We start from the raw sequence: 24,127 nt of genomic DNA, 5'->3' as shown, positions 1-24,127 counted from the left end.
ATCGGGTGAGGGCGTAGAATCTCTCGATAGATTGAGAGCCCCTCTCCCCAACCCTCTCCCCGCCGGGGAGAGGGAGCAGATCGTGCAGCGATGCTGTGGTCCAGAAAAGATTTTACTAAGCCGCCAGATCCGCGACCACGGCGTCCAGCACCGGAAATCCCTGCATCGTCACCCGCACGCGCCCGTCGGGATCGACGGCGATTGCGCCCTCATCCCGCAGGATTTCGATCCGCCTCGGATCGAGCGCGCGGCCCGACAGCGCTCGATAGCGTACCGGATCGATGCCTTCCGCCAGACGCAGCCCCATCAGCAGATATTCGTCGGCGCGCTCTTCGCTGTTGAGCAGGTCGTCGCTGATCACGCCATGCCCCTGCGCCTCGACGCGCATCAGCCAGGTCTCCGGCCGCTTCTCGGTGGCGATGGCGTGACGGATACCGTCGATATCGAGACGGGCATGTGCACCAGGACCGATGCCGGCATATTCCTGTCCCCGCCAGTAGACGAGGTTGTGCTTGCACTCCGCGCCTGGCCGCGCGTGATTGGAGATCTCGTAGGAGGGCAGGCCGAGTTTGGCGCAGACATCCTGCGTCACGTCATAGAGTGCGCGCGCCACGGCCTCGTCGGGGATCTTGAGCTTGCCGGCGGCATGCAGACCGAAGAACGGTGTCTCCGGCTCGATGGTGAGCTGATACAGCGACAGATGCTCGGCGGCTTCCGCCACCGCGAGCTTGAGTTCGTCTTCCCACATCCGCGGGGTCTGGTCGGGACGCGCGTAGATCAGATCGAACGAATAACGGTCGAATGCCGAGCGCGCGATGGCAACCGCGTCGAGCGCTTCACGCGTCGTATGCAGGCGCCCGAGCGCCTTCAGTGATGCATCGTCGAGCGCCTGTACGCCGAGGGAGACACGATTCACACCCGCTGCGCGATAGCCCTTGAAGCGCGTGGCCTCGACGCTGGTCGGATTGGCCTCGAGCGTTACTTCGACGTCGCTGGCGACGCGCCAGTGCCTGGCGATGGCGTTGAGGATCGCGCCGACGGTCTGCGGCTGCATCAGCGACGGGGTGCCGCCGCCGAGGAAGATCGACGTGACCTCGCGGCCGGGCGTGCGCGCGGCGGTGGTCTCGATTTCGCGCTCGAAAGCACGGGCAAAACGAAACTCGTCGATCGGCGCATGACGCACATGGCTGTTGAAGTCGCAGTACGGACACTTCGACAGACAGAACGGCCAGTGGACGTAAACACCGAAGGCCTGTTTCGTGTCAGCGCTCATCGAGGCACATCTCCGCGAGTCTCACGAAGGCCTTGGCGCGATGGGACAGGCCCATGCCGTGCGGCGGCAGGCCGTGCTTCTCGATGCTGGTCATCTCGCCGAAGGTGCGGCTGTGGCCGTCCGGCAGAAACGCCGGATCGTAGCCGAAGCCGGCGGTGCCGCGCGGCGGCCAGACCAGCGTACCGTCGACGCGCGCTTCCACGTCTTCCAGGTGTCCGTCCGGCCATGCCACGCACAGCGCGGATACGAAATGTGCCTTGCGCTGTGCGGGCTCCTTCGCGCCGCGCTCCTGCAACAGGCGTTCGATCTGCGACATCGCTGCGAGAAAATTCTTGTCATCTCCGGCCCAGCGCGCCGAATAGATTCCGGGCTGGCCATCGAGCGCATCGACTGCGAGGCCCGAGTCGTCGGCGAAGGCCGGAAGTTTCGTCGCCTGTGCCGCGGCCACGGCCTTGATGCGGGCATTGGCCTGGAAGGTCGTGCCGGTCTCAATCGGTTCGGCGAGGCCGAGTTCCGCCGCGGACACCGCTTCAACACCATACGGTGCCAGCAGCTCGCGCATCTCGGCGAGCTTGCCGGGATTGTGGGTCGCGATCACAAGGCGGCCGGTGATTCGGCGATGATCACTCATGCGCAATGCTTATCCCTGAGAAGCGCGGTTGAAAGCGGGAAAATTACGCTACCGCCATTTTTTGCAGGTCGACCAGCCGGGCGATGCCCTTCTTGGCCAGCGCCATCAGGTTGAGAAACTCCTCCTGTGAGAATGGCGTCTTTTCGGCGGTGCCCTGGACTTCGATGATGCGGCCGTCGCCGGTCATGACGAAGTTCGCATCGGTCTCGGCCTCGGAGTCTTCCGCGTAATCAAGGTCGAGCACCGGCGTGCCGTTGTAGATCCCGCACGAAATCGCGGCGACGTTGTCGCGCAGCACGTTGTCGTTCTTCAGCATGTTGCGGGCCTTCATCCATTGCAGGCAATCTGCAAGAGCGACCCAGGCGCCGGTGATTGACGCAGTGCGGGTGCCGCCGTCGGCCTGAATGACATCGCAGTCCACCGTGATCTGACGTTCGCCTAGCGCAACGAGATCCACGGTGGTGCGCAGTGAGCGGCCGATCAGGCGCTGAATCTCGACGGTGCGGCCGCTCTGTTTTCCGGCGGCGGACTCGCGGCGCATGCGCTCATGGGTGGCGCGCGGCAGCATGCCGTATTCGGCGGTGACCCAGCCGCGGCCCTGACCTTTCAGCCATGGCGGCAGGCGATCTTCCAGCGTTGCGGTGACCAGCACATGGGTATCGCCGAATTTCACCATGCAGGAACCTTCGGCGTATTTGACCACGCCGCGTTCCAGCGTGACGGGGCGCAGTTCGTCGGGCGCGCGACGGCTCGGCCGCATGAGATATCCTCCAGAAACATAGGGAAACGTCGATTTGGCGCTGCTTTTAGGGGGTTGGGGCCGCAGCGGCAAGGGAAGATGAAGGGCCGATAAGGATGTTCGCAGAATGACGCTTGTCATGGCGCCGCGCGATGGACAATTGTAGCAGGAACAACCCGTTTGGAGCCCGATTTTGGCCCACCACGACCCGATAGGCCATCTGATCACGCCGAACGCCGGACTGGCGCAGCTCAACGAGCGGTCGCGGGATATCTTCCGCCAGATCGTCGAGAGCTATCTGGCCACTGGCGAGCCGGTGGGTTCACGCAACATCTCGCGCCTTATCACGATGCCGCTGTCTCCGGCCTCGGTGCGCAACGTGATGTCGGATCTTGAGCAGTTGGGACTGATCTACGCGCCGCACACCTCCGCGGGCCGGCTGCCGACCGAACTCGGCCTGCGCTTTTTCGTCGATGCGCTGATGCAGGTCGGGGATCTGACCGAGCCGGAGCGGCAGTCGATCGAAAGCCAGCTTAAATCCGTCGGCGGAGCAACGTCAGTCGAAGCCGCGCTGAGCGAAGCGCTGACACGGCTGTCGGGTCTGACCCGCGCAGCCGCTGTGGTCCTTACGCAGAAGTCGAATGTGCGGCTCAAGCATATCGAATTCGTGCGGCTGGAACCGACGCAGGCGCTGGTCGTGCTGGTGGCGGAAGACGGTCAGGTCGAGAACCGCGTGCTGCCGCTGCCGCCGGGCGTGCCGTCGTCGGCGCTGACGGAAGCTTCCAATTTTCTCAATTCGCGAATTCGCGGGCGCACGCTGGCCGAAGCGCGCAGCGAACTCGAAGCCGCGCTGACGGCGGGACGCAGCGAGCTCGATCAGCTCACGCAGAAGGTGATTGCAGCAGGAATCGCCAGCTGGTCGGGCGGCGCCAGCGACGAGCGGCAACTGATCGTTCGCGGTCATGCCAATCTTCTGGAAGATCTTCACGCGATGGAGGATCTCGAGCGGGTGCGGCTCTTGTTCGACGACCTTGAAGCGAAGAAAGGCGTGATCGACCTGCTTGGCCGCGCGGAACGCGCCGACGGCGTGCGCATCTTCATCGGTTCCGAAAACAAGCTGTTCTCGCTGTCCGGCTCCTCGACCATTATCGCGCCCTATCGCGACGGCGCAGGCCATATCGTTGGTGTGCTGGGTGTGATCGGCCCGACGCGGCTGAACTATGCACGGGTCATTCCGACGGTGGATTATGCCGCCCGGATCGTCAGTCAGCTGATCGGCAAATAACGCTTCGCGCTTGATTTTCCGCCTCCAAAGCACGATATGCGGGCTAACAATCACACATTCGCGATGACGATTTTCTGAAAAGGTGAGTAATGGCCAATTCCAACGGGCAAAAGGAACCGCAGGACGCGTCTGCGCCGGAAGCGGCGAACGACAAGGAACCTGTGGTCTCAAAGCCTTACGTGATGCCGGACGATCCGGAGGAAGGGTCGGTCGAGGCGCTCACCAAGGAAGTCGCCGAGGCCAGGGACCGCACGCTCCGCACGCTTGCGGAGATGGAAAACCTGCGCAAGCGCACGGCGAAGGAAGTCACGGATGCGCGCACTTACGGCATCACGGCGTTCGCGCGTGACGTGCTCGACATCGCCGATAATCTCCAGCGTGCGCTGGATGCGGTGCCGACAGAGGCGCGCGAAGCGGCCGATGCAGGCCTCAAAGGCCTGATCGAAGGCGTCGAACTGACCGAGAAGGCGCTGCACAAGGCGCTGGAAAAGAACGGCGTGCAGAAGCTCGATCCGCTCGGCGAGAAGTTCAATCCGAACTTCCATCAGGCGATGTACGAGGTGCCGGATTCCTCGGTCCCTGCGGGAACCGTCGTGCAGGTCGTGCAGGGCGGTTACACCATCGGCGATCGCGTGCTGCGTCCGGCGCTGGTTGCTGTGTCCAAGGGCGGCGCGAAGAGCTAGTTCTTCTAGCGCGGATCGATGCCGTCGCGGACCGCGCGGAATCGCGGGAACGCCTTCGGCCATTCGTCGCGGGTCGCGCTGGCGATGATCCGCAGCGATGATCCGCCGCCGAATCTCAGCCACTGCACCACGGTCACCGGTGTATCGTTCTTGCCGGCCACCGCATCGATCCGGGTTTCGTATCCGGGCGTGCCCTCGATCCGCAGCGGCTCGTTCGATGTGATGCGCGCGTTGCGAATGCCGGGAATGGTGGCAGCGGTCTGCTGCGCGAAGCGCCCGCGATCTTCCGGCGAGGCCGGACCCGCCGCGGTCAGGCCGATCACCATGTAAGGCGCACCATCCAGCGTCGTGTCTTCGGTGCCGTCAGTCAGCAGGATCGACGAGCGCGGCGCCAGGGTGCGAACGGTCTTGAACTCGCCGAGTTCACCGATCTTGAACGGCATCAGGCTGAGCTGCTCGTCGACCGGAACGTCTTTGCGCAGCTTTGTCGACGCCAGCATCTTGCGAACGGCCTCGTCGGAAAGCGGTTTCGCCGCGTCCTCGCGCGCTTGCGCGATAACGTATCCCGTAAACTTGTCGCCAGACACGATCAGCGAATACATCCGGACGGTGGTTGCGCCGTCCTTGCCGGTATCCGAGGTAATGAAGGCTTTGCCTGCTGCGGTGTCGAAGGCTTCCGGCTTGGCGCCGGCGGGGGGTGCCTTGCCCTCTTTCACGGCAGTCTCGACCGCTGCGAAAGCCTCGGGTGGAATCTCGGCTACTCCGACCTTGATCTTCTGGTCATCGGATTCGAAGCCGAGGAATTCCTTGGCCACATTCAGCCCTTCAGCGGGCACCAGCCCAACCCGCGCACCCGACGGGAACACAGGATCAGCGGCAAGGGCGGGCGAGGCCATGGTGATGGCGGCAATGGCAAGGACGCGGGCGATTGTTTTCATGAAACCTGACTGATGTCGTATTGAGGCCGTTCGATGGTCGGTCCGGCGCGAGATGGTCTCGTTGCGAGGCTTTGACTGTTTCTGCGCCGGGCCAACAGATCAAGGCCCGAATCGTTGCAAATTGACGCATTCGCGGAGGCTTTCCGCGCCCGGAGGGAGGGCTCACGGGGCCTGCCGGAATTCATTTTCCCGGCTGTTTACAAGGGCCGGTCCTTGCGGGCCCATGCCCCCCTCCTATATGAGGCGGAGCGTCGCAACGTCGCGAATATTTGATACTTGGGGGTTTGGATTGGTGCGCCGTCAGGGCCCAGCCAACCTGCCGCAAAAAGAAGGACTAGAGGACCATGGGAAAGGTCATTGGGATCGATCTCGGCACCACGAATTCGTGCGTGGCCGTGATGGACGGCAAATCGCCGAAAGTGATCGAGAATGCCGAAGGCATGCGGACGACCCCGTCCATCGTTGCCTTCACTGACGATGGTGAGCGCCTCGTCGGTCAGCCGGCCAAGCGCCAGGCAGTAACAAATCCGGAAAACACCATCTTCGCCGTCAAGCGCCTCATCGGCCGCCGCTACGACGATCCGACGGTCGAAAAGGACAAGAAGCTTGTCCCCTACAAGATTGTAAAAGCTTCCAACGGCGACGCCTGGGTCGAGGCCGACGGCCAGACCTATTCGCCCTCGCAGGTCTCTGCTTTCATTCTGCAGAAGATGAAGGAGACCGCGGAAGCTCATCTCGGCCAGAAGGTCGATCAGGCGGTCATCACCGTGCCTGCCTATTTCAACGACGCCCAGCGTCAGGCCACCAAGGACGCCGGCAAGATCGCCGGCCTTGAAGTGCTGCGCATCATCAACGAGCCGACCGCTGCCGCGCTCGCCTACGGTCTCGACAAGAGCAAGAACGGCACCATCGCGGTTTACGACCTCGGCGGCGGCACGTTCGACGTCTCGATCCTCGAGATCGGCGACGGCGTATTCGAGGTGAAGTCCACCAACGGCGACACGTTCCTCGGCGGTGAAGACTTCGACATGCGTCTCGTTGGCTATCTGGCGGACGAGTTCCAGAAGGAGCAGGGCATCAACCTGCGTAACGACAAGCTCGCTCTGCAGCGCCTGAAAGAGGCCGCTGAAAAAGCCAAGATCGAACTGTCGTCGACGACCCAGACCGAAATCAATCTGCCGTTCATCACGGCGGACGCGTCCGGTCCGAAGCATCTGACCATGAAGCTCACCCGCGCGAAGTTCGAGGCGCTGGTGGACGACCTGATCCAGAAGACCATCGAGCCGTGCCGCAAGGCGCTCAAGGACGCCGGTCTTTCGGCGGCCGAAATCAACGAGGTTGTTCTGGTCGGCGGCATGACGCGCATGCCGAAGGTGCAGGAAGTCGTGAAGCAGCTGTTTGGCAAGGAGCCGCACAAGGGCGTCAACCCTGATGAAGTCGTCGCCATCGGCGCCGCGATTCAGGCCGGCGTGCTTCAGGGCGACGTCAAGGACGTGCTGCTGCTCGACGTGACCCCGCTGTCGCTCGGCATCGAAACGCTGGGCGGTGTGTTCACGCGCATCATCGAGCGCAACACCACGATCCCGACCAAGAAGAGCCAGGTGTTCTCGACCGCCGAGGACAACCAGGGCGCGGTCACCATTCGCGTGTTCCAGGGTGAACGCGAGATGGCGGCGGACAACAAGATGCTCGGTCAGTTCGACCTGATGGGCATTCCGCCGGCGCCGCGCGGCATGCCGCAGATCGAGGTCACGTTCGACATCGACGCCAACGGCATCGTCAACGTGTCGGCGAAGGACAAGGCGACCAACAAGGAACAGCAGATTCGCATTCAGGCGTCCGGCGGACTGTCTGACAGCGATATCGAGAAGATGGTCAAGGACGCCGAAGCCAATGCGGCCGAGGACAAGAAGCGCCGCGAGGCGGTCGACGCCAAGAACCATGCCGACGCGCTGGTGCATTCCACCGAGAAGGCGCTGGCCGAGCACGGATCGAAGGTCGGCGAGCCCGAGCGCAAGGCCATAGAAGACGCGCTGGCGGATCTGAAGGAAGCCCTGAAGGGCGACGATGCAGAAGCCATCAAGACGAAGACCAATACCCTCGCTCAGGCTTCGATGAAGCTCGGCGAGGCAATGTACACGCAGCAGGCCGAGGCGGACGCCGCCAAGGATGCTGCGAAGGACGATGTCGTTGACGCCGAGTTTACCGAAGTCGACGACGATAAGACCAACAAGAAGTCCGCGTAACTGTACACGACCGGCCTCCCCTTCAAGGGGAGGCCTTTCGTGGTGAACCGAACCACTCACACATCCAGACTCGCATGACCCAGATTAGCCATGTCTAAGGCCTGCTATTATGAGACACTGGAAGTCGAACGTTCTGTCGATGAAGCCGGCCTGAAGTCGGCCTTCCGCAAGCTCGCGATGAAATGGCACCCGGACAAGAATCCGGGCGACCCGTCCTGCGAGCACAAGTTCAAGGAAATCTCCGAGGCCTACGAGATCCTCAAGGACGGCAACAAGCGTGCCGCCTACGATCGCTATGGCCATGCCGCGTTCGAGCAGGGCAATGGCAACGGCCATGCGCACGGCTTCGGCGCGGGCTTTGCGTCTTCTTTCTCCGATATTTTCGAAGACCTGTTCGGCATGGCCGGACAGCGCGGCGGCCGTGGCGGCCGCGAGCGCGGCGCGGACCTGCGCTACAATATGGAAATCACGCTGGAGGAGGCATTCTCCGGCAAGACTGCGCAGATCAACATTCCCGTCGCGGTCACTTGCGAGACATGCTCCGGCACCGGCGCCAAGGCCGGCACCAAGCCGAAGGCCTGTTCGATGTGCGGCGGCGCCGGGCGTGTTCGCCAGGCGCAAGGCTTCTTCACGCTTGAACGGACCTGCCCCGGCTGTCAGGGCCGCGGCCAGATGATCGAAACGCCGTGCGCGTCCTGTTCGGGGCAGGGCCGCGTTCAGAAGGAGCGCTCGCTGTCGGTGAACATTCCGCCGGGCGTCGAGGACGGCACCCGCATTCGTCTCGCCGGCGAAGGCGAGGCGGGCGTTCAGGGTGGTCCTGCGGGCGATCTCTATATTTTCCTGTCGCTGGCGGCGCACAAGTTCTTCCAGCGCGACGGCGCCGATCTGCATTGCCGCGTCCCGGTCTCGATGGTGACGGCGGCGATGGGCGGCGAGTTCGAAGTGCCGACCATCGACCAAGGCAAGACCAAGGTGAAGGTGCCGTCGGGCACCCAGTCCGGCCGCCGCTTCCGCGTTGGTGGAAAGGGCATGCCTGTGCTGCGTTCCCGGCAGACGGGCGACATGTACGTGCAGGTCGTGGTCGAAACGCCGCAAAACCTGACCAAGAAGCAGAAAGAACTGTTGGCGGAGTTCGAAAAGCTGTCGTCGGGCGACACCCAGCCGGAGGCGGCCGGTTTCTTCAAGATGGTCAAGGACTTCTTCGGAACCCGCGCCAATTCGCCATAGTGATCCCTTGGTTCTGGCATTCGTACCGCCTCTCTCGCAGGCACTTTTACGAATGCCAGAACCAAGGGATCACTAGAATCATAGTTACCCAGTGTCCCTTTGAATCCGAAGTTCGCTACGGAACTTGCTGCAAAACCTGGCGAACTTCGGATTCGGGACACTGGCGGCGTTCTTGACGCTTTTTGCTTGCGTCGGTACCCCATTGTGAAGGAAATTTGACGCCTCGCCCCTCCCCGGGCTCCGCTGGAAGTATCATGGCTCCCCAATCCACTGCGCGTGCGTTGAAAAAGCCGCTTCGTCTCGACGACGAAGTTCGTTTTCTCCGCTCCTGGATTGAAAAGCCGCTGCACATGGGCGCAGTGATGCCCTCCAGCAAGGCGCTCGCGCGCACGATGGCGCGTTATGTCGATCCGCATTCCACTGGACCCGTCATTGAGCTTGGTCCGGGCACCGGAGCCATCACCGACGCGCTGATCGCTCACGGCATCGCCGAGAAACGCCTGGTGCTGGTGGAGTTCGATCCCGGCTTCTGCGCGCTGCTGCGTGAACGCTATCCGCAGGCCATGGTCATTCAGGGCGATGCCTACAATCTCGATCAGACGCTGGCTGACCTGAAGGAGCCCGCCGCCGCAATGGCCTCCGGCTTGCCGCTGGTCACCAAGCCGATGCTGGTCCGCCTGAAGCTGATGCGCGACGCCTTCCAGAAGATGGAAGCGGGCGCGCCCTTCATCCAGTTCACCTATTCGGTGGCACCGCCGATCCCGAAGTCGCTCCCGGGAATCCACACCCAGGCGTCCGAGCGGGTCTGGATGAACCTGCCGCCCGCGCGGGTCTGGGTCTATCGCAAGGGGTGACATCCCGACGAGCACGATGTGCTCCCTCTCCCCTGTGGGGGAGAGGGTTGGGGTGAGGGGCTCTCAATCTGTCGATGGATTCTACGCCCTCACCCGCCGCGCTTCGCGCGTCGGCCTCTCCCCACGGGAGAGGTGAAGAAGACGCTGAACCGGCTTTCCCTTCGTCAGAAAACGCTCTAGTTCTGACGCCATGGCAGCGCTGAAAATCCTCGTCATTCCCGGCTCAACGCGCACCGGCTCGATCAACGCACGGCTGGCCGCTGTCGCCGTCAAGGAACTGGCGCTGCTCGACGTCGATGTCACGCGAATCTCGCTCAGCGATTATCCGCTGCCGATCTACGATGGTGACCTCGAACAGAAATCCGGCGTGCCGGCCAACGCCGTCGATCTCAAGCGCATGATCGGCGCGCATCACGGCGTCTTCATCGTCAGTCCGGAATACAATTCGTCGGTGCCGCCGCTGCTGAAGAACGCCATCGACTGGGTGACGCGGGTGCGCGACCGCAACGAGACGTTCGGCCAGGTGTTTCGCGAGCGCGCGTTCGCGATCGGGGCGGCGTCGGACGGAAAATTCGGCGGGCTTCGTGTGCTGATGGCGCTGCGCCAGATTCTGGCGCTGGGCTGCGGCGCGACGGTGGTCCCGAAGCAGATGGGGCTGTCGTTCGCCGATCAGGCTTTCGACGACATGGACCGGCTGAAGGATCCTGCGGATGCCGAACTGCTGCGCGGAACCTTGCGCCAGCTGATCGACACTTCCCAGCAGATGATGTGAGACCGCATGAAGCCCGCACATGTTGAAACCCGCGACCGGCTGATCGTCGCGCTCGATCTCTCCAGCGTGGAGGCCGCGGAGGCGCTGATCGCGCGGCTCGGCGACAGCGTGACGTTCTACAAGATCGGGTACCAGCTTGCTTATGCCGGCGGGCTTTCACTAGTGCCGAAACTGGCTGAGCGCGGCAAGAAGGTGTTCGCCGATCTCAAGATGCACGACATCGGCAATACGGTCGCCAAAGGCGTCGAGAGCGTTGCGAAGCTCGGTGCGACGTTCCTCACGGTGCATGCCTATCCGCAGACCATGAAGGCGGCGGTCGAGGCGCGCGGATCGTCGTTGAAGATTCTCGCGGTCACGGTGCTGACGTCCTACGACGATGACGATCTGCACGCGGCGGGTTTCCGCTTCGGCGTCTCCGATCTGGTCGAGGCGCGTGCCTTGCAGGCGCAGACGCTCGGTATTGATGGCCTTGTGTGTTCCGGCGAAGAGGCCGCCACCGTGCGCGGCATCATTGGCGCGCAGATGGCGCTGGTGACACCGGGCATTCGCCCCGCAGGCAGTGCGGTGGGTGATCAGAAGCGTATCATGACGCCGGGCCGCGCCATCGCGGCGGGTGCGGATTATCTCGTGGTCGGCCGCCCGGTGGTGGAAGCCGCCGATCCGAAGGCGGCGGCGGAAGCGATTGTGTCCGAAATCGCGCAGGCGGGCGGCTAATAAAAAGGAGACAACAATGGCCAAGGGTTACTGGATTGCGCGGATCGATGTGCATGACCTCGATGCCTATCGGCGCGACTATGTCGCGCACAATGGCGCGGTGTTCAAGAAATACGGCGCGAAGTTTCTGGTGCGCGGCGGTACCCACGAGGCCCACGAAGGCCCGGCGCGTTCGCGCAATGTCGTGATCGAATTCAAGGACTACGCGACCGCGCTCGCCTGCTATCACTCGCCGGAATACGCCGCTCTCGTGAAGGCGCGCGCACCGCATTCCGAGGGCGAGATCGTGATTGTCGAAGGCTACGATGGCGAACAGCCGTAAGCGCGGTTAGAGCAAATCGTCATTGCGAGGAGCACTTGCGACGAAGCAATCCAGTTTCTGCTAAGAAAGATGGATTGCTTCGCGGAGTATATCATCGGGCCGGCGAAGCCGGCCGTCGGCTCGCAATGACGACGCGCTGATTGCATCGGCCACTTCGCGCAATGTGTTTTACTTTCCCATCCCGTTCTCGGGCACGATCAGCGGAATGAAGCCGAACACGTTGCTGCTGTCCGGATCGACCACCACGCGCACGGCGTGGACCAGGGTGTCGCCGTAGACCATCAGTTTGTTGACGCCGGGGATCGGCTTGCCCTTGCTGTTGCGCAGCGGCGCGATTGAAAAATAGTGCTCGTCGCCGTGGATCAGCAGCACCGGCTTGCCGAAGCTTTTCGCGCCGGCCTCGATGGCGTCGAGCGTGTTGGTAAAACCGGATTGGCGCGGCATCGCCCCGTTCGGAAAGCGTGACTCGTCGAACTCCGCTTGCACGAACATCACAACGGCTTTGGCATTATCCGCGATAGCCTTGGCGAAGCTCGCGTTGATCCAGGCGACATTGGCCTTATCGCGGGCGAAGAATTCCGGCGCTGCTTCGGGGTCCTGCGCCTCGAAGCCGTTGTTCGAGCCGGGCACATGCGCGGTGAAGAACATCACGCCGTTTTTGGCGAACCGCGTGTTCTCGACGTAGGTTGAGAATTCCGGCATCAGCAGTGTCTGGCTCTCCACATCAAGCGGCGTCTTGCCGAGAGATTTCGCAGGCGTTGCGAAAAACATCTCGCGAAGTTTCGCAAGGCGTTCACGGGGATTGTAGCCGCCGGCGGCCTTGCGATGGCAGTCGAGCCACTCGTTGTCACCGATGGTATAGACCAGTGCGCCCTCGAAGGTCTGGATCTGGTCGTATGATTTCTTGAGGACCTCGTCGCTGCACGGCAGTCCGCCGGATTTGATGTCGCCCACATGCAGGGTGAAGGCGGGTTTGAGCGCGTTCACCGCGGCGATCAGCCGGTCGAACTTCGCGTAGTCCTCCGGCAGGTTGTAGGGCATGTCGCCGAGCGCCACGAACGAGAACGCGCTGTCGCCGCCGATCCGCTCCGCTGCGGAAGCAGGGTTCAACGCGGTTGCGATGATGAGCATCAATCCGGAGAGGGCGGGCAGGTGGCGCATGGCAATCTTCCTCAGAAGGGTGTTTCAATAGCCCGCGAGCGTGACTCGCACATGAACCGGGGCAAGGCAGTCCAGCCGTGCAAGGTTGCCGCCGTGGCTTGGCGCCGCTATACCGCCAAAAGCAAGTCTTGGAACGGGTTTGAGGGCTGGAAATGGCCGATATGCGCCTGATTGTTGCTGGAGCCGGTGGCCGGATGGGGCGGACCCTGATCCGCGCCATTGCCGAGACCCCGGGAGCCACGCTGGCCGGGGCGCTGGAGGCGCCGGGCTCGGAGTTGCTGGGGCAGGATTCCGGCGTGCTGGCGGGGCTGGCGCCCAACGGGATCGAACTGTCCGGCGATCTCTGGTCCCTGTCGAAGAATGCCGACGGCATCCTCGATTTCACCGTCCCAGCCGCGACCATCGCCAATGTCGCGATCGCGGCTCAGCGCGGCATTGTCCATGTCATCGGCACCACCGGGCTGTCGGCGTCGGATAACGCTGTGATCCGCAGCGTGACCTCGCAGGCCGTCGTCGTGCAGTCCGGCAACATGAGCCTTGGCGTCAATCTGCTGGCGGCGCTGGTGAAGCAGGTGGCGAAGTCGCTCGACGAGGATTTCGACATCGAGATTCTCGAGATGCACCACAAGCAGAAGATCGATGCCCCGTCAGGCACCGCCTATCTGCTCGGCCAGGCCGCTGCGGACGGGCGCGGCGTCAATCTCGATCAGCGGTCGGTCCGCGCGCGGGATGGTCATACCGGCCCACGTATTCCGGGTGACATCGGCTTCGCGACGCTGCGCGGCGGCACCGCCACAGGCGATCACACGGTGATTTTCGCCGGGCCCTATGAACGCATCGAGCTTGCCCACAAGTCGGAGGATCGCATGATCTTCGCGCGCGGCGCGCTGAAGGCGGCGATGTGGGCGCAGGGCAAGAAGCCCGGCTTCTACACCATGGCCGATGTGCTCGGCATCGGCGCCTCCTGAATTCATCATCGAACCGGAATTGAAATAATGAGCGATCGTCTTCTCGTGCTCGTGCGCCACGGCCAGAGCGAATGGAATCTGAAAAATCTTTTCACCGGCTGGAAAGATCCGGGTCTCACCGAACTTGGCGTCAAGGAAGCCATCGGCGCGGGCCGCAAGCTGAAGGAACAGGGATTGACGTTCGATGTCGCCTTCACGTCGGTTCTGACGCGCGCGCAGACCACGCTCGATCTTGCACTGAAGGAAATGGGCCAGACCGGGATTCCGATCACGCGCAATCTGGCGCTGAACGAACGCGACTATGGCGATCTGTCGGGTCTCAACAAGGACGATGCCCGCGCCAAGTGGGGCGAGGAGCAGGTGCTGGTCTGGCGGCGGTCCTACGATGTACCGCCGCCTGGCGGCGAGAGCCTGAAGGATACGCTGGCGCGGACGCTGCCCTACTATGTGCAGGAGATTCTGCCCTGTGTGCTGCGCGGCCAGCGCACGCTGGTCGCAGCCCACGGCAATTCGCTACGGGCGCTGATCATGGTGCTGGAAAAGCTGACGCCGGATCAGATTCTCAAGCGCGAACTCGGCACCGGCGCGCCGGTTGTCTACCGGCTCAACGCCGATTCCACCGTCGCATCGGTCGTCGATCTGGCGTAACGGCCTAAGCTGTCAGCCCTGCCGCCTGTCCGCTTTCCCAGCCGAGCATCGCGCGCTTGCGCGTGATGCCCCAGTGATAGCCGGTGAGTTCGCCGCTCTTGCCGATCACCCGGTGGCACGGCACCACGAACGAGATCGGATTGCGGCCGACGGCCGCGCCGACGGCCCGGGAGGCCTTCGGCTTTGCGATCTTGCAGGCGACATCCCCGTAGGTGGTGGCGCGACCCATCGGAATCTTCAGCAGCGTCTCCCAGACGCGGACTTCGAAGTCGGTGCCGATCAGCACCACGCGCAGCGGCTGGTCCTCGCGCCATTGCGAGGAATCGAAAATCCGTTTCGCCAGTGGTGCGGTCTCGGCGAACGACTCGATGTAGGTCGCCAGCGGCCAGCGCCGCTGCATGTCGGCCAGCGCCGGCATTTCCTCGCCTTCATCCGCGAACGCCAGGCCTGCAAGCCCGCGCTCGCTGGCAATGATCACGGCCATGCCGAACGGCGAGGGATGGAAGCCGTAGCGCAGCGTCATGCCTTCGCCGCCCTTCTTCCATTCGCCCGGCGACATCGCCTCATGCGTCACGAACAGATCATGCAGCCGTCCGGGACCTGACAGACCGGAGTCATAAGCGGCATCCAGCACACTGGCGGAATCGCGCAACAGCCGCTTGGCATGGTCGAGGGTCAGGGCCTGCATGAAATCCTTCGGCGTCAGTCCTGCCCAGCGCCGGAACAGATGATGCAGTTCGTCGGGCGTCAGATGCGCGGCGTCCGCCATCGCTTCAATGGTCGGCTGCGTGCGCCACTGCTCGGAGATGAATCCGATCGCCCGGCGGACCGAATCATAGTCACGCAGTGCCGCGCCCTGCTTGGAGGGCTTTGCGAGTTTCAGATCGGCGAGCATGGATTTCATCGCGGTGTTCATCATGGCGGCATCCGTTATGCGGTGTCCATCATGATCCCGATGTACGCCGCCCGCCCGGTCGCAACCACCCGTTTCCTGTTTCAATCAGGTCAGCGGATTATAGGTCGGTCCGCGTTTGGCGGCCTGGAGTGCGGCCAATAATGCTTTGGAAAAGCTCGCCTTTTCGTCGGGACCGAGAAAGCTGCCGATTGAAAGCCGCCGTCCTCGGGAGACGAGATAAAGTTTCTCGATGCCGAATTCGGCGTGCGATTTCTGCTCGAGCTGGACCCAGAGCGGATTAAGCGTCCATTCGACAACATGTCCGCGATGGCTGACCCGCCGGACGCGGATTTCATACGGCGTAACGACGATGTCCTCGATCGCGTCGGCGCGGCGGAAGTTCAGTTTGAACGCCCAGTAGATGACCAGCGCATCGAGCCCGAAGAAAGCCAGCACGGGCCATGCGCCCATCATCAGGAACATGATGCCGGCCGCGAAACTCACGGCGATCACAAATCCCATCAGCACCAGGAAGCCGTGACGGCTGAGCGAACGATGCGGCGTCAGCCGCGCGCTGAACAGCGGCGCGTCCGCGATCTGCTCAAGATCAAAATCGTTGCGCTCATCCATGACGCCTTACTATACCGGGAACATGGCAAAAAAGGCGATCACGTCCGGTTCAAAATCCAAAGCAAGTCCGGCCGGACCGGCAAAGCGGGTGTTAAAGGCCACCAAGCCGAAGCTAAAGCCAGGCAAGTTTAAGCCCTGGATCCCGGCGGAAGTGGTCGAGGTTTTTACCCGCTTCCGTAATGCCAATCCCGAGCCGAAAGGCGAGCTCGAGCACCTCAATCCCTACACGCTGCTGGTGGCGGTCGCGTTGTCGGCGCAGGCGACCGACGTCGGCGTCAACAGGGCGACGCGGCATCTGTTTCCGGTAGCCGACACGCCCGAGAAGATGGTGGAACTCGGAGAGGAGAGGCTTCGCGAATACATCAAGACCATCGGTCTTTATCGGACCAAGGCGAAGAACGTCATCGCGCTCTCGGAACAATTGATCGCGCTGCACGGCAGTCAGGTGCCGCGCGATCGAGCGGCGCTGGAGGCATTGCCCGGCGTCGGACGCAAGACCGCGAACGTCGTGCTCAACATCGCGTTTGGGGAGCCGACCATCGCCGTCGACACCCATCTGTTTCGCGTCGGCAATCGCACGGGACTGGCGCCCGGCAAAACACCGCTCGAAGTTGAGCTTGGATTGCTGAAGATCGTGCCGCCGGAATTTGCGCGGCACGCCCATCACTGGCTGATCCTGCACGGCCGCTACACCTGCATCGCGCGCAAGCCGCGCTGCGAGGTGTGCATCATCAATGACCTGTGCCGATGGCCGGAGAAGACGGTTTGATCTTTTTCACCTCTCCCCGCACGCGGGGAGAGGTCGGACCGTGAAACGGTCCGGGTGAGGGGCATCTCATCGGATCAGCCCCTCACCCCGACCCTCTCCCCGTAAGAACGGGGCGAGGGAGAAGGGGTTCACACGCTCGGCACGCTTGTCCGGCGCACCGGCTCGAGTAGCTCGGGCCGCGGTCCCGACAGCCGTTTGTGCATGTGGACCATGAAGGCCATGCCGAACAGCGGCGTTGCGAGATTCACGATCGGGATCGACACGAAGGCGGCGATGAACAGTCCCGCCGTGAACACGGTCGCGCCATTCTGTTTGCGTAGGAGCTTGGCTTCCTCCGGTGTGCGGAAACGCATCGCGGCAAGCTCAAAGTACTCGCGGCCGAGCAGCCACGCTGTGGCGATGAAGAACACGATGAAGCCTGCGCCCGCGAGCAGCACGAACGGCAGCGCAACGATATAAACCAGCACGGTCAAGAGCGCGGTCTTGGTGCCTTCGGTGATTGCGAGCCCGATGGGCAGCGCCTTGCCCGGCTTTTCCGCCGGATAGTGCTCGCGCTCGACAATGTCGGCGACGTCATCGACGAACACGCTCGCGACCAGCGAGGTGATGGCGGGCATCAGGAACACCGCGCCCACCACAATGCCGAGCCCGGCTGCGATCGAGACGATCCATGACAGGATGGTGATGAGGGTGTGGTAGTCGGAGCCGACCATGGTCTCCGCCCAGACCTCGCCCGATCCGGCGAGCCAGCTCAAAAGCCGCTGCAGGCTAACTGCCGCTGCGACAATCAGCACCAGCGCGAGGCCGACAGACTTCCACAGGATGGAGCGCATCGGTGGCGACAGGATCTGGGACAACGCCTTGTATGCGGCGTCAAGCATGGGCCTTCCCTCCATAAAACCTGGCGAGAGTTAAGTACGGGGAAGGTGTCTGGCAAGTGGCAGAAAATGGCAGCGTCGGTGTGGCGCTGAATTTCGAGGATTCCACGTCATTCCGGACAGCCGCATCGCGGCTGATCCGGAATCCAGATGAATTCATCGGGAACAACTTCAGGATTCCGGGCTCGCTCGCAAAGCTCGCGTCCCGGAATGACGACACTGTCGGTTATCCGCTTCGCTCGAGATCGGATTCCGGTTCAGGCTGCGAGGTCGCGCGCCGGTTCGCGCTCCGGCGAATCCTGCTCAAACGCCGCAACAGGCGCGAGCGGTGCCTCTGGCGTTTCGAAGATTCCCTCTGGAAAGGGATCGGTGTCGTCCGTCACCTCCGGGGACGGCTTGGTCGTGTCGGCCCAGTGCAGCGCCGTGTAGTCGAAGCCGCGGACGATCGTCGGCTTGACGATTTCAAAATAGGGCGAGATGTCGAAGTCGCGCGGCATGTAGAGCGAAGAATCGCGAATGTGCAGGATTTCGCGGCGCGCCTGGCGGCTCGCGGCCTGCGTGATTTTCGGCAGGATCGGATAGCGCACCGCGCCGAAGGCCTGCGCGATCAGCGCAGAGCAGATGATCTTGGTCGGATCGCCGGAGCCCAGCGAGATCATCCGCCGCCGCCAGCGCTGCGGGATCGGCAGCGGAATGAGATAGCGCATCAAGTCGAGAATATTCTTAGTATCGTAGCCGAAGCCGACGCGGTTGATGGCGTAGCGGCAGACCGTGGTGCGGTCTTCATAGGACAGACCGACGGGGCGGCAGAGGCGGGTATGATAGGGATAGTATTTCGAGAGCGGCGCGGTGGTGACGCCTTCGCCGATATTTGCCTCGATCAGCACATGCGGTTCGCCGTCGGGCTCGTTCGCGCCGTCGATCGCGCCGACATAGAGCGCGGCGTGCGACCACGTCGATTGGGTGAGATACTTGATGATGCCGGAGACGCGGTTGTTGCCCTCGACCAGCAGCACGTCGCCGGCTTCGATCAGGCCGCGCAGTCGCTCCGGATCGCTGGGCGTGAAGGGTTCATATCCCGGAACCTCTTTCTGGAGGTACCCGGCAATGATCTTGCCGACGGTATCGAGCACGAAGCCCATGGTGTTCTTCCCCCCGAGCGGCGCATTCCGGCCGCTTTCTTGTTGGCCTAGTTTTGTCGAAACCAATTTCAATTTAGTTCATGCGTCAAGGGTGCTGCTCATCAAACATTCACTATGACCGTTGCCGGAAGCCTTATGATACGGCAATTTCGCCCCACACCCCCGTTTTTGGTCGAATTCTGGAAACCATGACATGACAATTACCCGGCGCAATCTTCTGGCCGGCTCAGCAGCGATGGCGCTGTCGCCGCTTGCGGCGCGTGCAGTGGCCGCGCCCTTGCCGCGGGATGCTGACATTGTCGTGATAGGAGCCGGCGCTGCCGGTATTGCCGCTGCGCGCCGGATCGCCGCAGCCGGCCGCAAGGTCGTCGTGATCGAAGCCGCCCCCAACATTGGCGGGCGCTGTGTCACCGATGCGGCCTCGTTCGACGCGCCGTTCGATCGGGGCGCGCGCTGGCTCTACAACGCCGAGACCAGCCCGGTCGCGAAGCTGGCGCGCGGTGTCGGCATGGACATGCTTCCCGCGCCGCGCGGCCAGCGTATCCGGATCGGCCGCCGCAACGCGCGCGCCGGCGAAGCCGAGGATTTTCTCGCCACGCTGGTGCGCGCCAATCGCGCGATGGGGGATGCCGTGCGTGGCAAGGCCGATATGCCGGCCGCCGCGGGGCTGCCGAGGGATCTCGGTGTATGGGCGGCAACGACAGACTTTGTCCTCGGCACGCAGCCGACAGGCAAGGATCTGAAGGATCTCTCCGCGCTCGATCTTGTCGCGATGGCGCAGCGCGACGGACCATCGGCCTGCCGTCAGGGATTGGGCACGCTGATCGCGAAGCTTGGCGATGGTCTTCCTGTCGTGTTGTCGACGCCAGTAACGCGCGTCGCCTGGAGCGGGCGTGATGCGCAGGTCGAGACATCGGCGGGCACGATCACCGCAAAAGCCGTCATCATGACCGCATCGACCAACGCGTTGCTGTCCGGGAAAATCAAATTCGCGCCTGAATTGCCGAAGCGCCAGCAGGATGCGGCGTCGAAGCTCATGCTCGGCAGTTACGATCACATCGCGCTGGAGCTGCCGGGCAATCCGCTCGGGCTGTCGCGCGATGACATTGTGATCGAGCAAAGTGTGGACCGCTCAACCGGCTTCCTGCTCGCCAATCTCGGCGGCTCATCGCTGTGTCAGGTCGATGTTGCGGGATCGTTCGGTACAGAATTGTCGGCGCGGGGCGAGGCGGCGATGGTGGCATTCGCCTCCGACTGGCTGACCAAACTGTTCGGCGCCGATGTGAAGAACATCGCCAAGCGCACCACGGCGACGCGCTGGAACGACATGCCGTACATCTATGGGGCGATGTCGGCGGCGGCGCCCGGCGGTCAGCCGGCGCGCAAGGTTCTGATGGAGCCATTGGGCAGCCTGTTTTTCGCAGGCGAAGCCGCGCACGAAACCCAGTGGGGTACTGTCGGCGGTGCGTGGGAATCCGGCGAGCGTGCTGCGGATGCGGCCCTGCGCAAGATCGGTGCGCTGAAAGATGCGCCGGTCGCCGAGAAGTCCGCCAAGAAGCCGAAGCGCACGCAGTCGCGTGCCAGGGCAGAGCCATCTGTGCCCGGAGGGCGCGGCCTGAACTGGCCGCGGAATTGATCGCTGTATTCGTTTGATCGGAATCGTCGCTTCGATGTCGCATCAAGCGAGAGCCGGCTCCCTCTCCCCACGGGAGAGGTGAAGGAGAGATTTACCCCCGCAGCGTGCCGCCGGTCTTCTTGGTCACATCGGCAACGATCTTCGCCGCGACCGCGTCGATCTCCTGATCGGTCAGGGTCTTCTCGCGCGGCTGCAACATCACGGCGATGGCGATAGACTTCTTGTCGTCATCGATGCCCTTGCCTTCATAGACGTCGAACACAGTGACGCCGGTGATCAGCTTCTTGTCGACGGCCTGCGCCGTGCGCACGATGTCGCCGGCCTTAACGCTGCGATCGACGATGAACGCGAAGTCGCGTGACACCGGCTGGAACGGTGATAGTTCCAGCAGCGGCTTGGCGCGGGTCGGCCTCGCCTTGGCGTCGGGAATGCGCTCGAGGATAACTTCGAATGCCACCAGCGGGCCGTCAGCCTTCAGGGCTTCCAGCGCGCGCGGATGCAACTCGCCGAAATAGCCAAGAACGTTCTGCGGCCCGATCTGGATCGCACCGGAGCGGCCGGGATGCAGCCATGCCGGAAAATTCTTCGATTCCTTTGCGGAGACGATCTGAAGTCCCTGCATCGGTGCGCCTGCGGCCGCGAGGACCGCGAGCGCATCGGCCTTGGCGTCCAGCGCATCGACGGTGGCCGAGCCGGACCAGAACCGGCCGATGCCCTTCGATGACGCCATCGCGCGGCGCACGCCGCTTGCCGCCATGAACTGATCTTCGGGCTTATCGCCCTTGAAGATCTGGCCGACCTCGAACAGCGCCACATCGGGAAAACCGCGGTCGGCGTTCGCCTGCGCGGCTGCGACGAGTCCTGCGATCAGCGAAGGGCGCATGTCGGAGAGATCCGATGCAATCGGGTTTGCCAGCGTGAGTTCGGGCTGACCGCCGCCGAACAGTTCGGCCTGCGGCCTGGAGACGAACGACCATGTCACGGCCTCAAGCATGCCGCGCGCCGCCAGTGCGCGCTTGGCGCGGCGGGTGCGGAGCTGAAGCTGGGTCAGCACCGGCTTGCGCGGCGCATCGCCGCGCTCGAACGGCGTCAGCGGCACGCTGTCGACGCCGACGATGCGCACGATCTCTTCGACGATATCGGCCTTGCCGTGCACGTCGCTGCGCCACGACGGCACCGCGACCTTCACCACGGGACCGGTGCCAGCGACCATGAATCCGAGATGGCCCAGAATCAGTTTCATCTCCGGGAACGGCACGTCGATGCCGGCCAGACGTTTCACCTCGGACAGCGGAAACTCGATAATCCGGTCATCGCCATGGGACTGTCCGGCGACCACGATCTCCGACGGTGACCCGCCGCACAGGTCCATGACCAGCTTGGTCGCCATCTCGAGGCCCGGCACCATGAAGGCCGGATCGACGCCGCGCTCAAAGCGATAACGGGCGTCGGAGTTGATGCCGAGCTTGCGGCCGGTCTGCGCGATGTTGATTTCATTCCACAGCGCCGATTCGATCAGCACGTCGGTCGTATTCGCGTCGCAGCCGGAAGCTTCGCCGCCCATGATGCCGGCGAGCGATTCGACACCGTGCTCATCGGCGATCACGCACATCGTGTCGTCGAGGGTGTAGGTCTTGCCGTCGAGCGCCAGAATGGTTTCGCCGTTTCTGGCGTGGCGCACGGTGAGGTTGCCCGTCACCTTCCTGGCGTCGAACACATGCAGTGGCCGCGCGCGATCGAAGGTCATGAAGTTGGTGATGTCGACCAGCGCATTAATCGGGCGAAGCCCGATGGACGTGAGTCTCTTCTGCAGCCACTCAGGCGAGGGGCCGTTCTTGACGCCGCGCACCAGCCGCAGCGCAAATCCCGGACACAGTTTCTCGTCTTCGATCTTCACCTGCACGGGGCAGGGGAATTCACCCTTGATCTGCTTCGGGGCGTTGTCCTTGAACTTGCCCATGTCGGCGGCTGCGAGATCGCGTGCGATGCCGTGGACGCCGGTGCAATCCTGACGGTTCGGCGTCAGATTGATCTCGATCACCGGGTCGCCGAGACCGGCCCACTCCGCATAAGATTTCCCAACCGGCGCATCGGCCGGAAGCTCGATAATGCCGTCATGATCTTCGGAAAGTTCAAGCTCGGCCGCCGAACACAACATGCCGTGGCTCTCAACGCCGCGAATGTTGCCCACGCTCAGCGTGATGTTTTTGCCGGGGATGTAGGTGCCGGGCGGCGAGAACACGCTGATCAAGCCCGTGCGCGCGTTCGGCGCGCCGCAGACGACCTGTAGCGGCTTGTCGCCGTTCGCGATCTGGCCGTAATCGACCATGCAGACGCGCAGCCGATCGGCATTGGGGTGCTGCTCGGCGGAAATGACCTTCGCGATGACGAACGGCGCCAGCGCCTTCGCCTTATCGTCGATGTGCTCGACCTCGAGCCCGATCATCGTGAGTTTGTCGGCGATTTTCTCGAGCGGCTCGTCGGTGTCGAGATGCTCTTTCAGCCAGGAGAAGGTGAATTTCACGACGACAACCCTCCCGCCAGCGTCGGGACATCCAGCGGCTTGAAGCCGTAATGATTGATCCAGCGCGTATCGCTCTCGAACATCTGCCGCAGATCATTGATGCCGTATTTCAGCATCGCGATGCGGTCGATACCCATGCCCCAGGCGAAGCCCTGATAGACGTCGGGATCGATGCCGCAGGCGCGCAGCACGTTCGGATGCACCATGCCGCAGCCCAGAATCTCCAGCCAGTCCTCGCCCTCACCGAAGCGGATTTCGCCCTTGTCGCGGCGGCACTGGATATCGACTTCCAGCGATGGCTCGGTGAACGGGAAGAACGACGGACGGAACTTCATGTTGACGTTGTCGACCTCGAAGAACGCCTTGCAGAATTCCGCGAGAATCCATTTCAGGTGGCCGAGATGCGAACCCTTGTCGATCACAAGGCCTTCGACCTGATGGAATTGCGGCGTGTGGGTCGCGTCACTGTCGATGCGATAGGTGCGGCCCGGGCAGATCACGCGGATCGGCGGCTTCTGGGTCAGCATGGTACGGACCTGCACCGGCGAAGTATGCGTGCGCAGCAGCGGGCGCGAGCCGTCTTCCTTGCGATTGAAGAAGAATGTGTCGTGCATTTCCCGCGCCGGATGGCCTTCGGGGAAATTCAGCTTGGTGAAGTTGTAGTCGTCGGTCTCGATGTCCGGACCTTCAGCGATGGAGAAACCCATGTCGGCGAAGATCGCGGTGAGTTCGTCCATCACCTGGGAGAGTGGATGAATGCGGCCCTGCTCGGCGGGCGCCTCCCGCGTGGGCAGCGTGACGTCGATGGTTTCCGATGCCAGCCGTGCGTCGAGCGCGGCGTTCTTGAGAATGTCGCGGCGCGCGGTCAGCGCCTCGGTCACCTTGTCCTTGGCGAGATTGATTTTCGCGCCTTCGGTCTTGCGCTCGTCCGGCGACATCTTGCCGAGTGTCGCAAGCAGGGCGGAGATCGAACCCTTCTTGCCGAGCGCGCCGACGCGCACGGCCTCAAGCGCAGCCTCATCGGAAGCGGCTGCGATTGCGCTCAGGATTTCGGTTTCGAGTTTGGCAAGGTCGGACATTGCAGAAAGCCCCATCGGAACGGTTTCATCTCAACCGTCCGGCGGGGGATCATGTCACCCAGCCGAACGGAGCGGGGCGTGTCACGCCCCGGTCGTGTCGGCCTCGTGCAAGA

General features: G+C 63.0%; 23 protein-coding genes. 12 read left to right on the top strand and 11 right to left on the bottom strand.

From position 1 onward, the window contains the following. Positions 1–115 precede the first annotated feature (115 nt). From hemW to rph, 3 genes are read right to left on the bottom strand one after another with little or no spacing between them, the layout of a single operon-like run. A complete protein-coding gene (gene hemW, locus I554_RS0110175; RefSeq protein ID WP_024576762.1) occupies positions 116–1,273 on the bottom strand; it encodes a radical SAM family heme chaperone HemW in 1,158 nt (385 codons plus the stop codon). Further along, a complete protein-coding gene (rdgB, locus tag I554_RS0110170; protein WP_024576761.1) occupies positions 1,263–1,904 on the bottom strand; it encodes an RdgB/HAM1 family non-canonical purine NTP pyrophosphatase in 642 nt (213 codons plus the stop codon). The genes hemW and rdgB overlap by 11 nt, the downstream gene beginning before the upstream one ends. Positions 1,905–1,947: 43 nt before the next feature. Continuing rightward, entirely contained in the window at positions 1,948–2,664 is a 717-nt protein-coding gene (gene rph / locus I554_RS0110165) for a ribonuclease PH (protein ID WP_006023335.1), read from the bottom strand. A gap of 172 nt (positions 2,665–2,836) precedes the next feature. On the opposite strand from rph, the gene hrcA reads away from it, so the two are divergent. Both hrcA and grpE read left to right on the top strand, forming a co-directional pair. Beyond that, on the top strand, positions 2,837–3,928 hold the full coding sequence (hrcA, locus tag I554_RS0110160; RefSeq protein WP_024576760.1) for a heat-inducible transcriptional repressor HrcA: 1,092 nt from the start codon (positions 2,837–2,839) through the stop codon (positions 3,926–3,928). 89 nt (positions 3,929–4,017) lie between these two features. After that, positions 4,018–4,611: a nucleotide exchange factor GrpE gene (gene grpE, locus I554_RS0110155; RefSeq protein WP_024576759.1), complete on the top strand. Its 594-nt coding sequence runs from the start codon at positions 4,018–4,020 to the stop codon at positions 4,609–4,611. Between the two features lie 5 nt (positions 4,612–4,616). Here the strand turns inward: grpE and I554_RS0110150 are convergent, their stop codons facing one another. Beyond that, positions 4,617–5,549 carry a hypothetical protein gene (locus tag I554_RS0110150; RefSeq protein WP_024576758.1) on the bottom strand — a complete coding sequence of 311 codons (933 nt, stop codon included), beginning with the start codon at positions 5,547–5,549 and terminating at the stop codon, positions 4,617–4,619. 344 nt (positions 5,550–5,893) lie between these two features. On the opposite strand from I554_RS0110150, the gene dnaK reads away from it, so the two are divergent. The 6 genes from dnaK to I554_RS0110115 all read left to right on the top strand — a co-directional run bounded on the left by dnaK (position 5,894) and on the right by I554_RS0110115 (position 11,684). Beyond that, positions 5,894–7,795, top strand: coding sequence for a molecular chaperone DnaK (gene dnaK, locus I554_RS0110140; RefSeq protein ID WP_024576757.1), 1,902 nt, complete (start codon positions 5,894–5,896; stop codon positions 7,793–7,795). Positions 7,796–7,885: 90 nt separating this feature from the next. Continuing rightward, complete coding sequence (gene dnaJ / locus I554_RS0110135) at positions 7,886–9,022, top strand: molecular chaperone DnaJ (RefSeq protein WP_024576756.1); 1,137 nt, start codon at positions 7,886–7,888, stop codon at positions 9,020–9,022. A 254-nt stretch (positions 9,023–9,276) separates the two neighbouring features. After that, positions 9,277–9,876, top strand: a complete 600-nt coding sequence (locus tag I554_RS0110130) for an rRNA adenine N-6-methyltransferase family protein (RefSeq protein WP_024576755.1) — start codon at positions 9,277–9,279, stop codon at positions 9,874–9,876. A gap of 190 nt (positions 9,877–10,066) precedes the next feature. After that, positions 10,067–10,648, top strand: coding sequence for an NAD(P)H-dependent oxidoreductase (locus tag I554_RS0110125; protein WP_024576754.1), 582 nt, complete (start codon positions 10,067–10,069; stop codon positions 10,646–10,648). A 6-nt stretch (positions 10,649–10,654) separates the two neighbouring features. Then, positions 10,655–11,362, top strand: coding sequence for an orotidine-5'-phosphate decarboxylase (pyrF, locus tag I554_RS0110120; RefSeq protein ID WP_024576753.1), 708 nt, complete (start codon positions 10,655–10,657; stop codon positions 11,360–11,362). Between the two features lie 16 nt (positions 11,363–11,378). Then, complete coding sequence (locus I554_RS0110115) at positions 11,379–11,684, top strand: DUF1330 domain-containing protein (protein WP_024576752.1); 306 nt, start codon at positions 11,379–11,381, stop codon at positions 11,682–11,684. A gap of 168 nt (positions 11,685–11,852) precedes the next feature. On the opposite strand, the gene I554_RS0110110 is transcribed toward I554_RS0110115, so the two are convergent. Further along, entirely contained in the window at positions 11,853–12,845 is a 993-nt protein-coding gene (locus I554_RS0110110; protein WP_024576751.1) for a hypothetical protein, read from the bottom strand. A 152-nt stretch (positions 12,846–12,997) separates the two neighbouring features. On the opposite strand from I554_RS0110110, the gene dapB reads away from it, so the two are divergent. Beyond that, on the top strand, positions 12,998–13,813 hold the full coding sequence (gene dapB / locus I554_RS0110105; protein WP_024576750.1) for a 4-hydroxy-tetrahydrodipicolinate reductase: 816 nt from the start codon (positions 12,998–13,000) through the stop codon (positions 13,811–13,813). A gap of 27 nt (positions 13,814–13,840) precedes the next feature. Continuing rightward, complete coding sequence (locus I554_RS0110100) at positions 13,841–14,461, top strand: 2,3-bisphosphoglycerate-dependent phosphoglycerate mutase (RefSeq protein WP_024576749.1); 621 nt, start codon at positions 13,841–13,843, stop codon at positions 14,459–14,461. 4 nt (positions 14,462–14,465) lie between these two features. Here I554_RS0110100 and I554_RS0110095 read toward each other — a convergent pair whose 3' ends face one another. Both I554_RS0110095 and I554_RS0110090 read right to left on the bottom strand, forming a co-directional pair. Next, positions 14,466–15,380: a bifunctional helix-turn-helix domain-containing protein/methylated-DNA--[protein]-cysteine S-methyltransferase gene (locus tag I554_RS0110095; RefSeq protein ID WP_024576748.1), complete on the bottom strand. Its 915-nt coding sequence runs from the start codon at positions 15,378–15,380 to the stop codon at positions 14,466–14,468. Between the two features lie 81 nt (positions 15,381–15,461). Further along, positions 15,462–15,986 (bottom strand): DUF2244 domain-containing protein, encoded by a 525-nt coding sequence (locus I554_RS0110090; RefSeq protein ID WP_024576747.1) that lies wholly within the window; start codon positions 15,984–15,986, stop codon positions 15,462–15,464. A gap of 22 nt (positions 15,987–16,008) precedes the next feature. Here I554_RS0110090 and nth point away from each other — a divergent pair, with 22 nt between their 5' ends. After that, positions 16,009–16,755, top strand: coding sequence for an endonuclease III (gene nth, locus I554_RS0110085; RefSeq protein ID WP_024576746.1), 747 nt, complete (start codon positions 16,009–16,011; stop codon positions 16,753–16,755). 128 nt (positions 16,756–16,883) lie between these two features. On the opposite strand, the gene I554_RS0110080 is transcribed toward nth, so the two are convergent. Both I554_RS0110080 and I554_RS0110075 read right to left on the bottom strand, forming a co-directional pair. Continuing rightward, complete coding sequence (locus I554_RS0110080; protein ID WP_024576745.1) at positions 16,884–17,636, bottom strand: sulfate transporter family protein; 753 nt, start codon at positions 17,634–17,636, stop codon at positions 16,884–16,886. A gap of 254 nt (positions 17,637–17,890) precedes the next feature. Further along, positions 17,891–18,775 (bottom strand): YiiX/YebB-like N1pC/P60 family cysteine hydrolase, encoded by an 885-nt coding sequence (locus tag I554_RS0110075; protein ID WP_024576744.1) that lies wholly within the window; start codon positions 18,773–18,775, stop codon positions 17,891–17,893. A gap of 193 nt (positions 18,776–18,968) precedes the next feature. On the opposite strand from I554_RS0110075, the gene I554_RS0110070 reads away from it, so the two are divergent. Continuing rightward, a complete protein-coding gene (locus I554_RS0110070) occupies positions 18,969–20,411 on the top strand; it encodes an FAD-dependent oxidoreductase (RefSeq protein WP_024576743.1) in 1,443 nt (480 codons plus the stop codon). Between the two features lie 91 nt (positions 20,412–20,502). On the opposite strand, the gene pheT is transcribed toward I554_RS0110070, so the two are convergent. Both pheT and pheS read right to left on the bottom strand, forming a co-directional pair. Further along, a complete protein-coding gene (gene pheT, locus I554_RS0110065; protein ID WP_024576742.1) occupies positions 20,503–22,935 on the bottom strand; it encodes a phenylalanine--tRNA ligase subunit beta in 2,433 nt (810 codons plus the stop codon). Further along, positions 22,932–24,014: a phenylalanine--tRNA ligase subunit alpha gene (gene pheS, locus I554_RS0110060; protein WP_024576741.1), complete on the bottom strand. Its 1,083-nt coding sequence runs from the start codon at positions 24,012–24,014 to the stop codon at positions 22,932–22,934. Before pheS ends, pheT begins: the two co-directional genes overlap by 4 nt. Positions 24,015–24,127 lie beyond the last annotated feature (113 nt).

Origin of the sequence: Afipia sp. OHSU_II-C1 (assembly GCF_000497575.1) — a bacterium.
GTDB lineage: Bacteria > Pseudomonadota > Alphaproteobacteria > Rhizobiales > Xanthobacteraceae > Afipia.
Note: the sequence above shows the minus strand (reverse complement) of the source record. Positions and strands in the feature narration are given on the sequence as shown.

What these genes read in the sequence shown, in the direction of transcription:
- hemW (WP_024576762.1), bottom strand. Translation starts at nt 1,273, where the DNA reads ATGAGCGCTGACACGAAACAGGCCTTCGGTGTTTACGTCCACTGGCCG.
- rdgB (WP_024576761.1), bottom strand. Translation starts at nt 1,904, where the DNA reads ATGAGTGATCATCGCCGAATCACCGGCCGCCTTGTGATCGCGACCCAC.
- rph (WP_006023335.1), bottom strand. Translation starts at nt 2,664, where the DNA reads ATGCGGCCGAGCCGTCGCGCGCCCGACGAACTGCGCCCCGTCACGCTG.
- grpE (WP_024576759.1), top strand. Translation starts at nt 4,018, where the DNA reads ATGGCCAATTCCAACGGGCAAAAGGAACCGCAGGACGCGTCTGCGCCG.
- I554_RS0110150 (WP_024576758.1), bottom strand. Translation starts at nt 5,549, where the DNA reads ATGAAAACAATCGCCCGCGTCCTTGCCATTGCCGCCATCACCATGGCC.
- dnaK (WP_024576757.1), top strand. Translation starts at nt 5,894, where the DNA reads ATGGGAAAGGTCATTGGGATCGATCTCGGCACCACGAATTCGTGCGTG.
- dnaJ (WP_024576756.1), top strand. Translation starts at nt 7,886, where the DNA reads ATGTCTAAGGCCTGCTATTATGAGACACTGGAAGTCGAACGTTCTGTC.
- I554_RS0110130 (WP_024576755.1), top strand. Translation starts at nt 9,277, where the DNA reads ATGGCTCCCCAATCCACTGCGCGTGCGTTGAAAAAGCCGCTTCGTCTC.
- I554_RS0110125 (WP_024576754.1), top strand. Translation starts at nt 10,067, where the DNA reads ATGGCAGCGCTGAAAATCCTCGTCATTCCCGGCTCAACGCGCACCGGC.
- pyrF (WP_024576753.1), top strand. Translation starts at nt 10,655, where the DNA reads ATGAAGCCCGCACATGTTGAAACCCGCGACCGGCTGATCGTCGCGCTC.
- I554_RS0110115 (WP_024576752.1), top strand. Translation starts at nt 11,379, where the DNA reads ATGGCCAAGGGTTACTGGATTGCGCGGATCGATGTGCATGACCTCGAT.
- I554_RS0110110 (WP_024576751.1), bottom strand. Translation starts at nt 12,845, where the DNA reads ATGCGCCACCTGCCCGCCCTCTCCGGATTGATGCTCATCATCGCAACC.
- dapB (WP_024576750.1), top strand. Translation starts at nt 12,998, where the DNA reads ATGGCCGATATGCGCCTGATTGTTGCTGGAGCCGGTGGCCGGATGGGG.
- I554_RS0110100 (WP_024576749.1), top strand. Translation starts at nt 13,841, where the DNA reads ATGAGCGATCGTCTTCTCGTGCTCGTGCGCCACGGCCAGAGCGAATGG.
- I554_RS0110095 (WP_024576748.1), bottom strand. Translation starts at nt 15,380, where the DNA reads ATGATGAACACCGCGATGAAATCCATGCTCGCCGATCTGAAACTCGCA.
- I554_RS0110090 (WP_024576747.1), bottom strand. Translation starts at nt 15,986, where the DNA reads ATGGATGAGCGCAACGATTTTGATCTTGAGCAGATCGCGGACGCGCCG.
- nth (WP_024576746.1), top strand. Translation starts at nt 16,009, where the DNA reads ATGGCAAAAAAGGCGATCACGTCCGGTTCAAAATCCAAAGCAAGTCCG.
- I554_RS0110080 (WP_024576745.1), bottom strand. Translation starts at nt 17,636, where the DNA reads ATGCTTGACGCCGCATACAAGGCGTTGTCCCAGATCCTGTCGCCACCG.
- I554_RS0110075 (WP_024576744.1), bottom strand. Translation starts at nt 18,775, where the DNA reads ATGGGCTTCGTGCTCGATACCGTCGGCAAGATCATTGCCGGGTACCTC.
- I554_RS0110070 (WP_024576743.1), top strand. Translation starts at nt 18,969, where the DNA reads ATGACAATTACCCGGCGCAATCTTCTGGCCGGCTCAGCAGCGATGGCG.
- pheS (WP_024576741.1), bottom strand. Translation starts at nt 24,014, where the DNA reads ATGTCCGACCTTGCCAAACTCGAAACCGAAATCCTGAGCGCAATCGCA.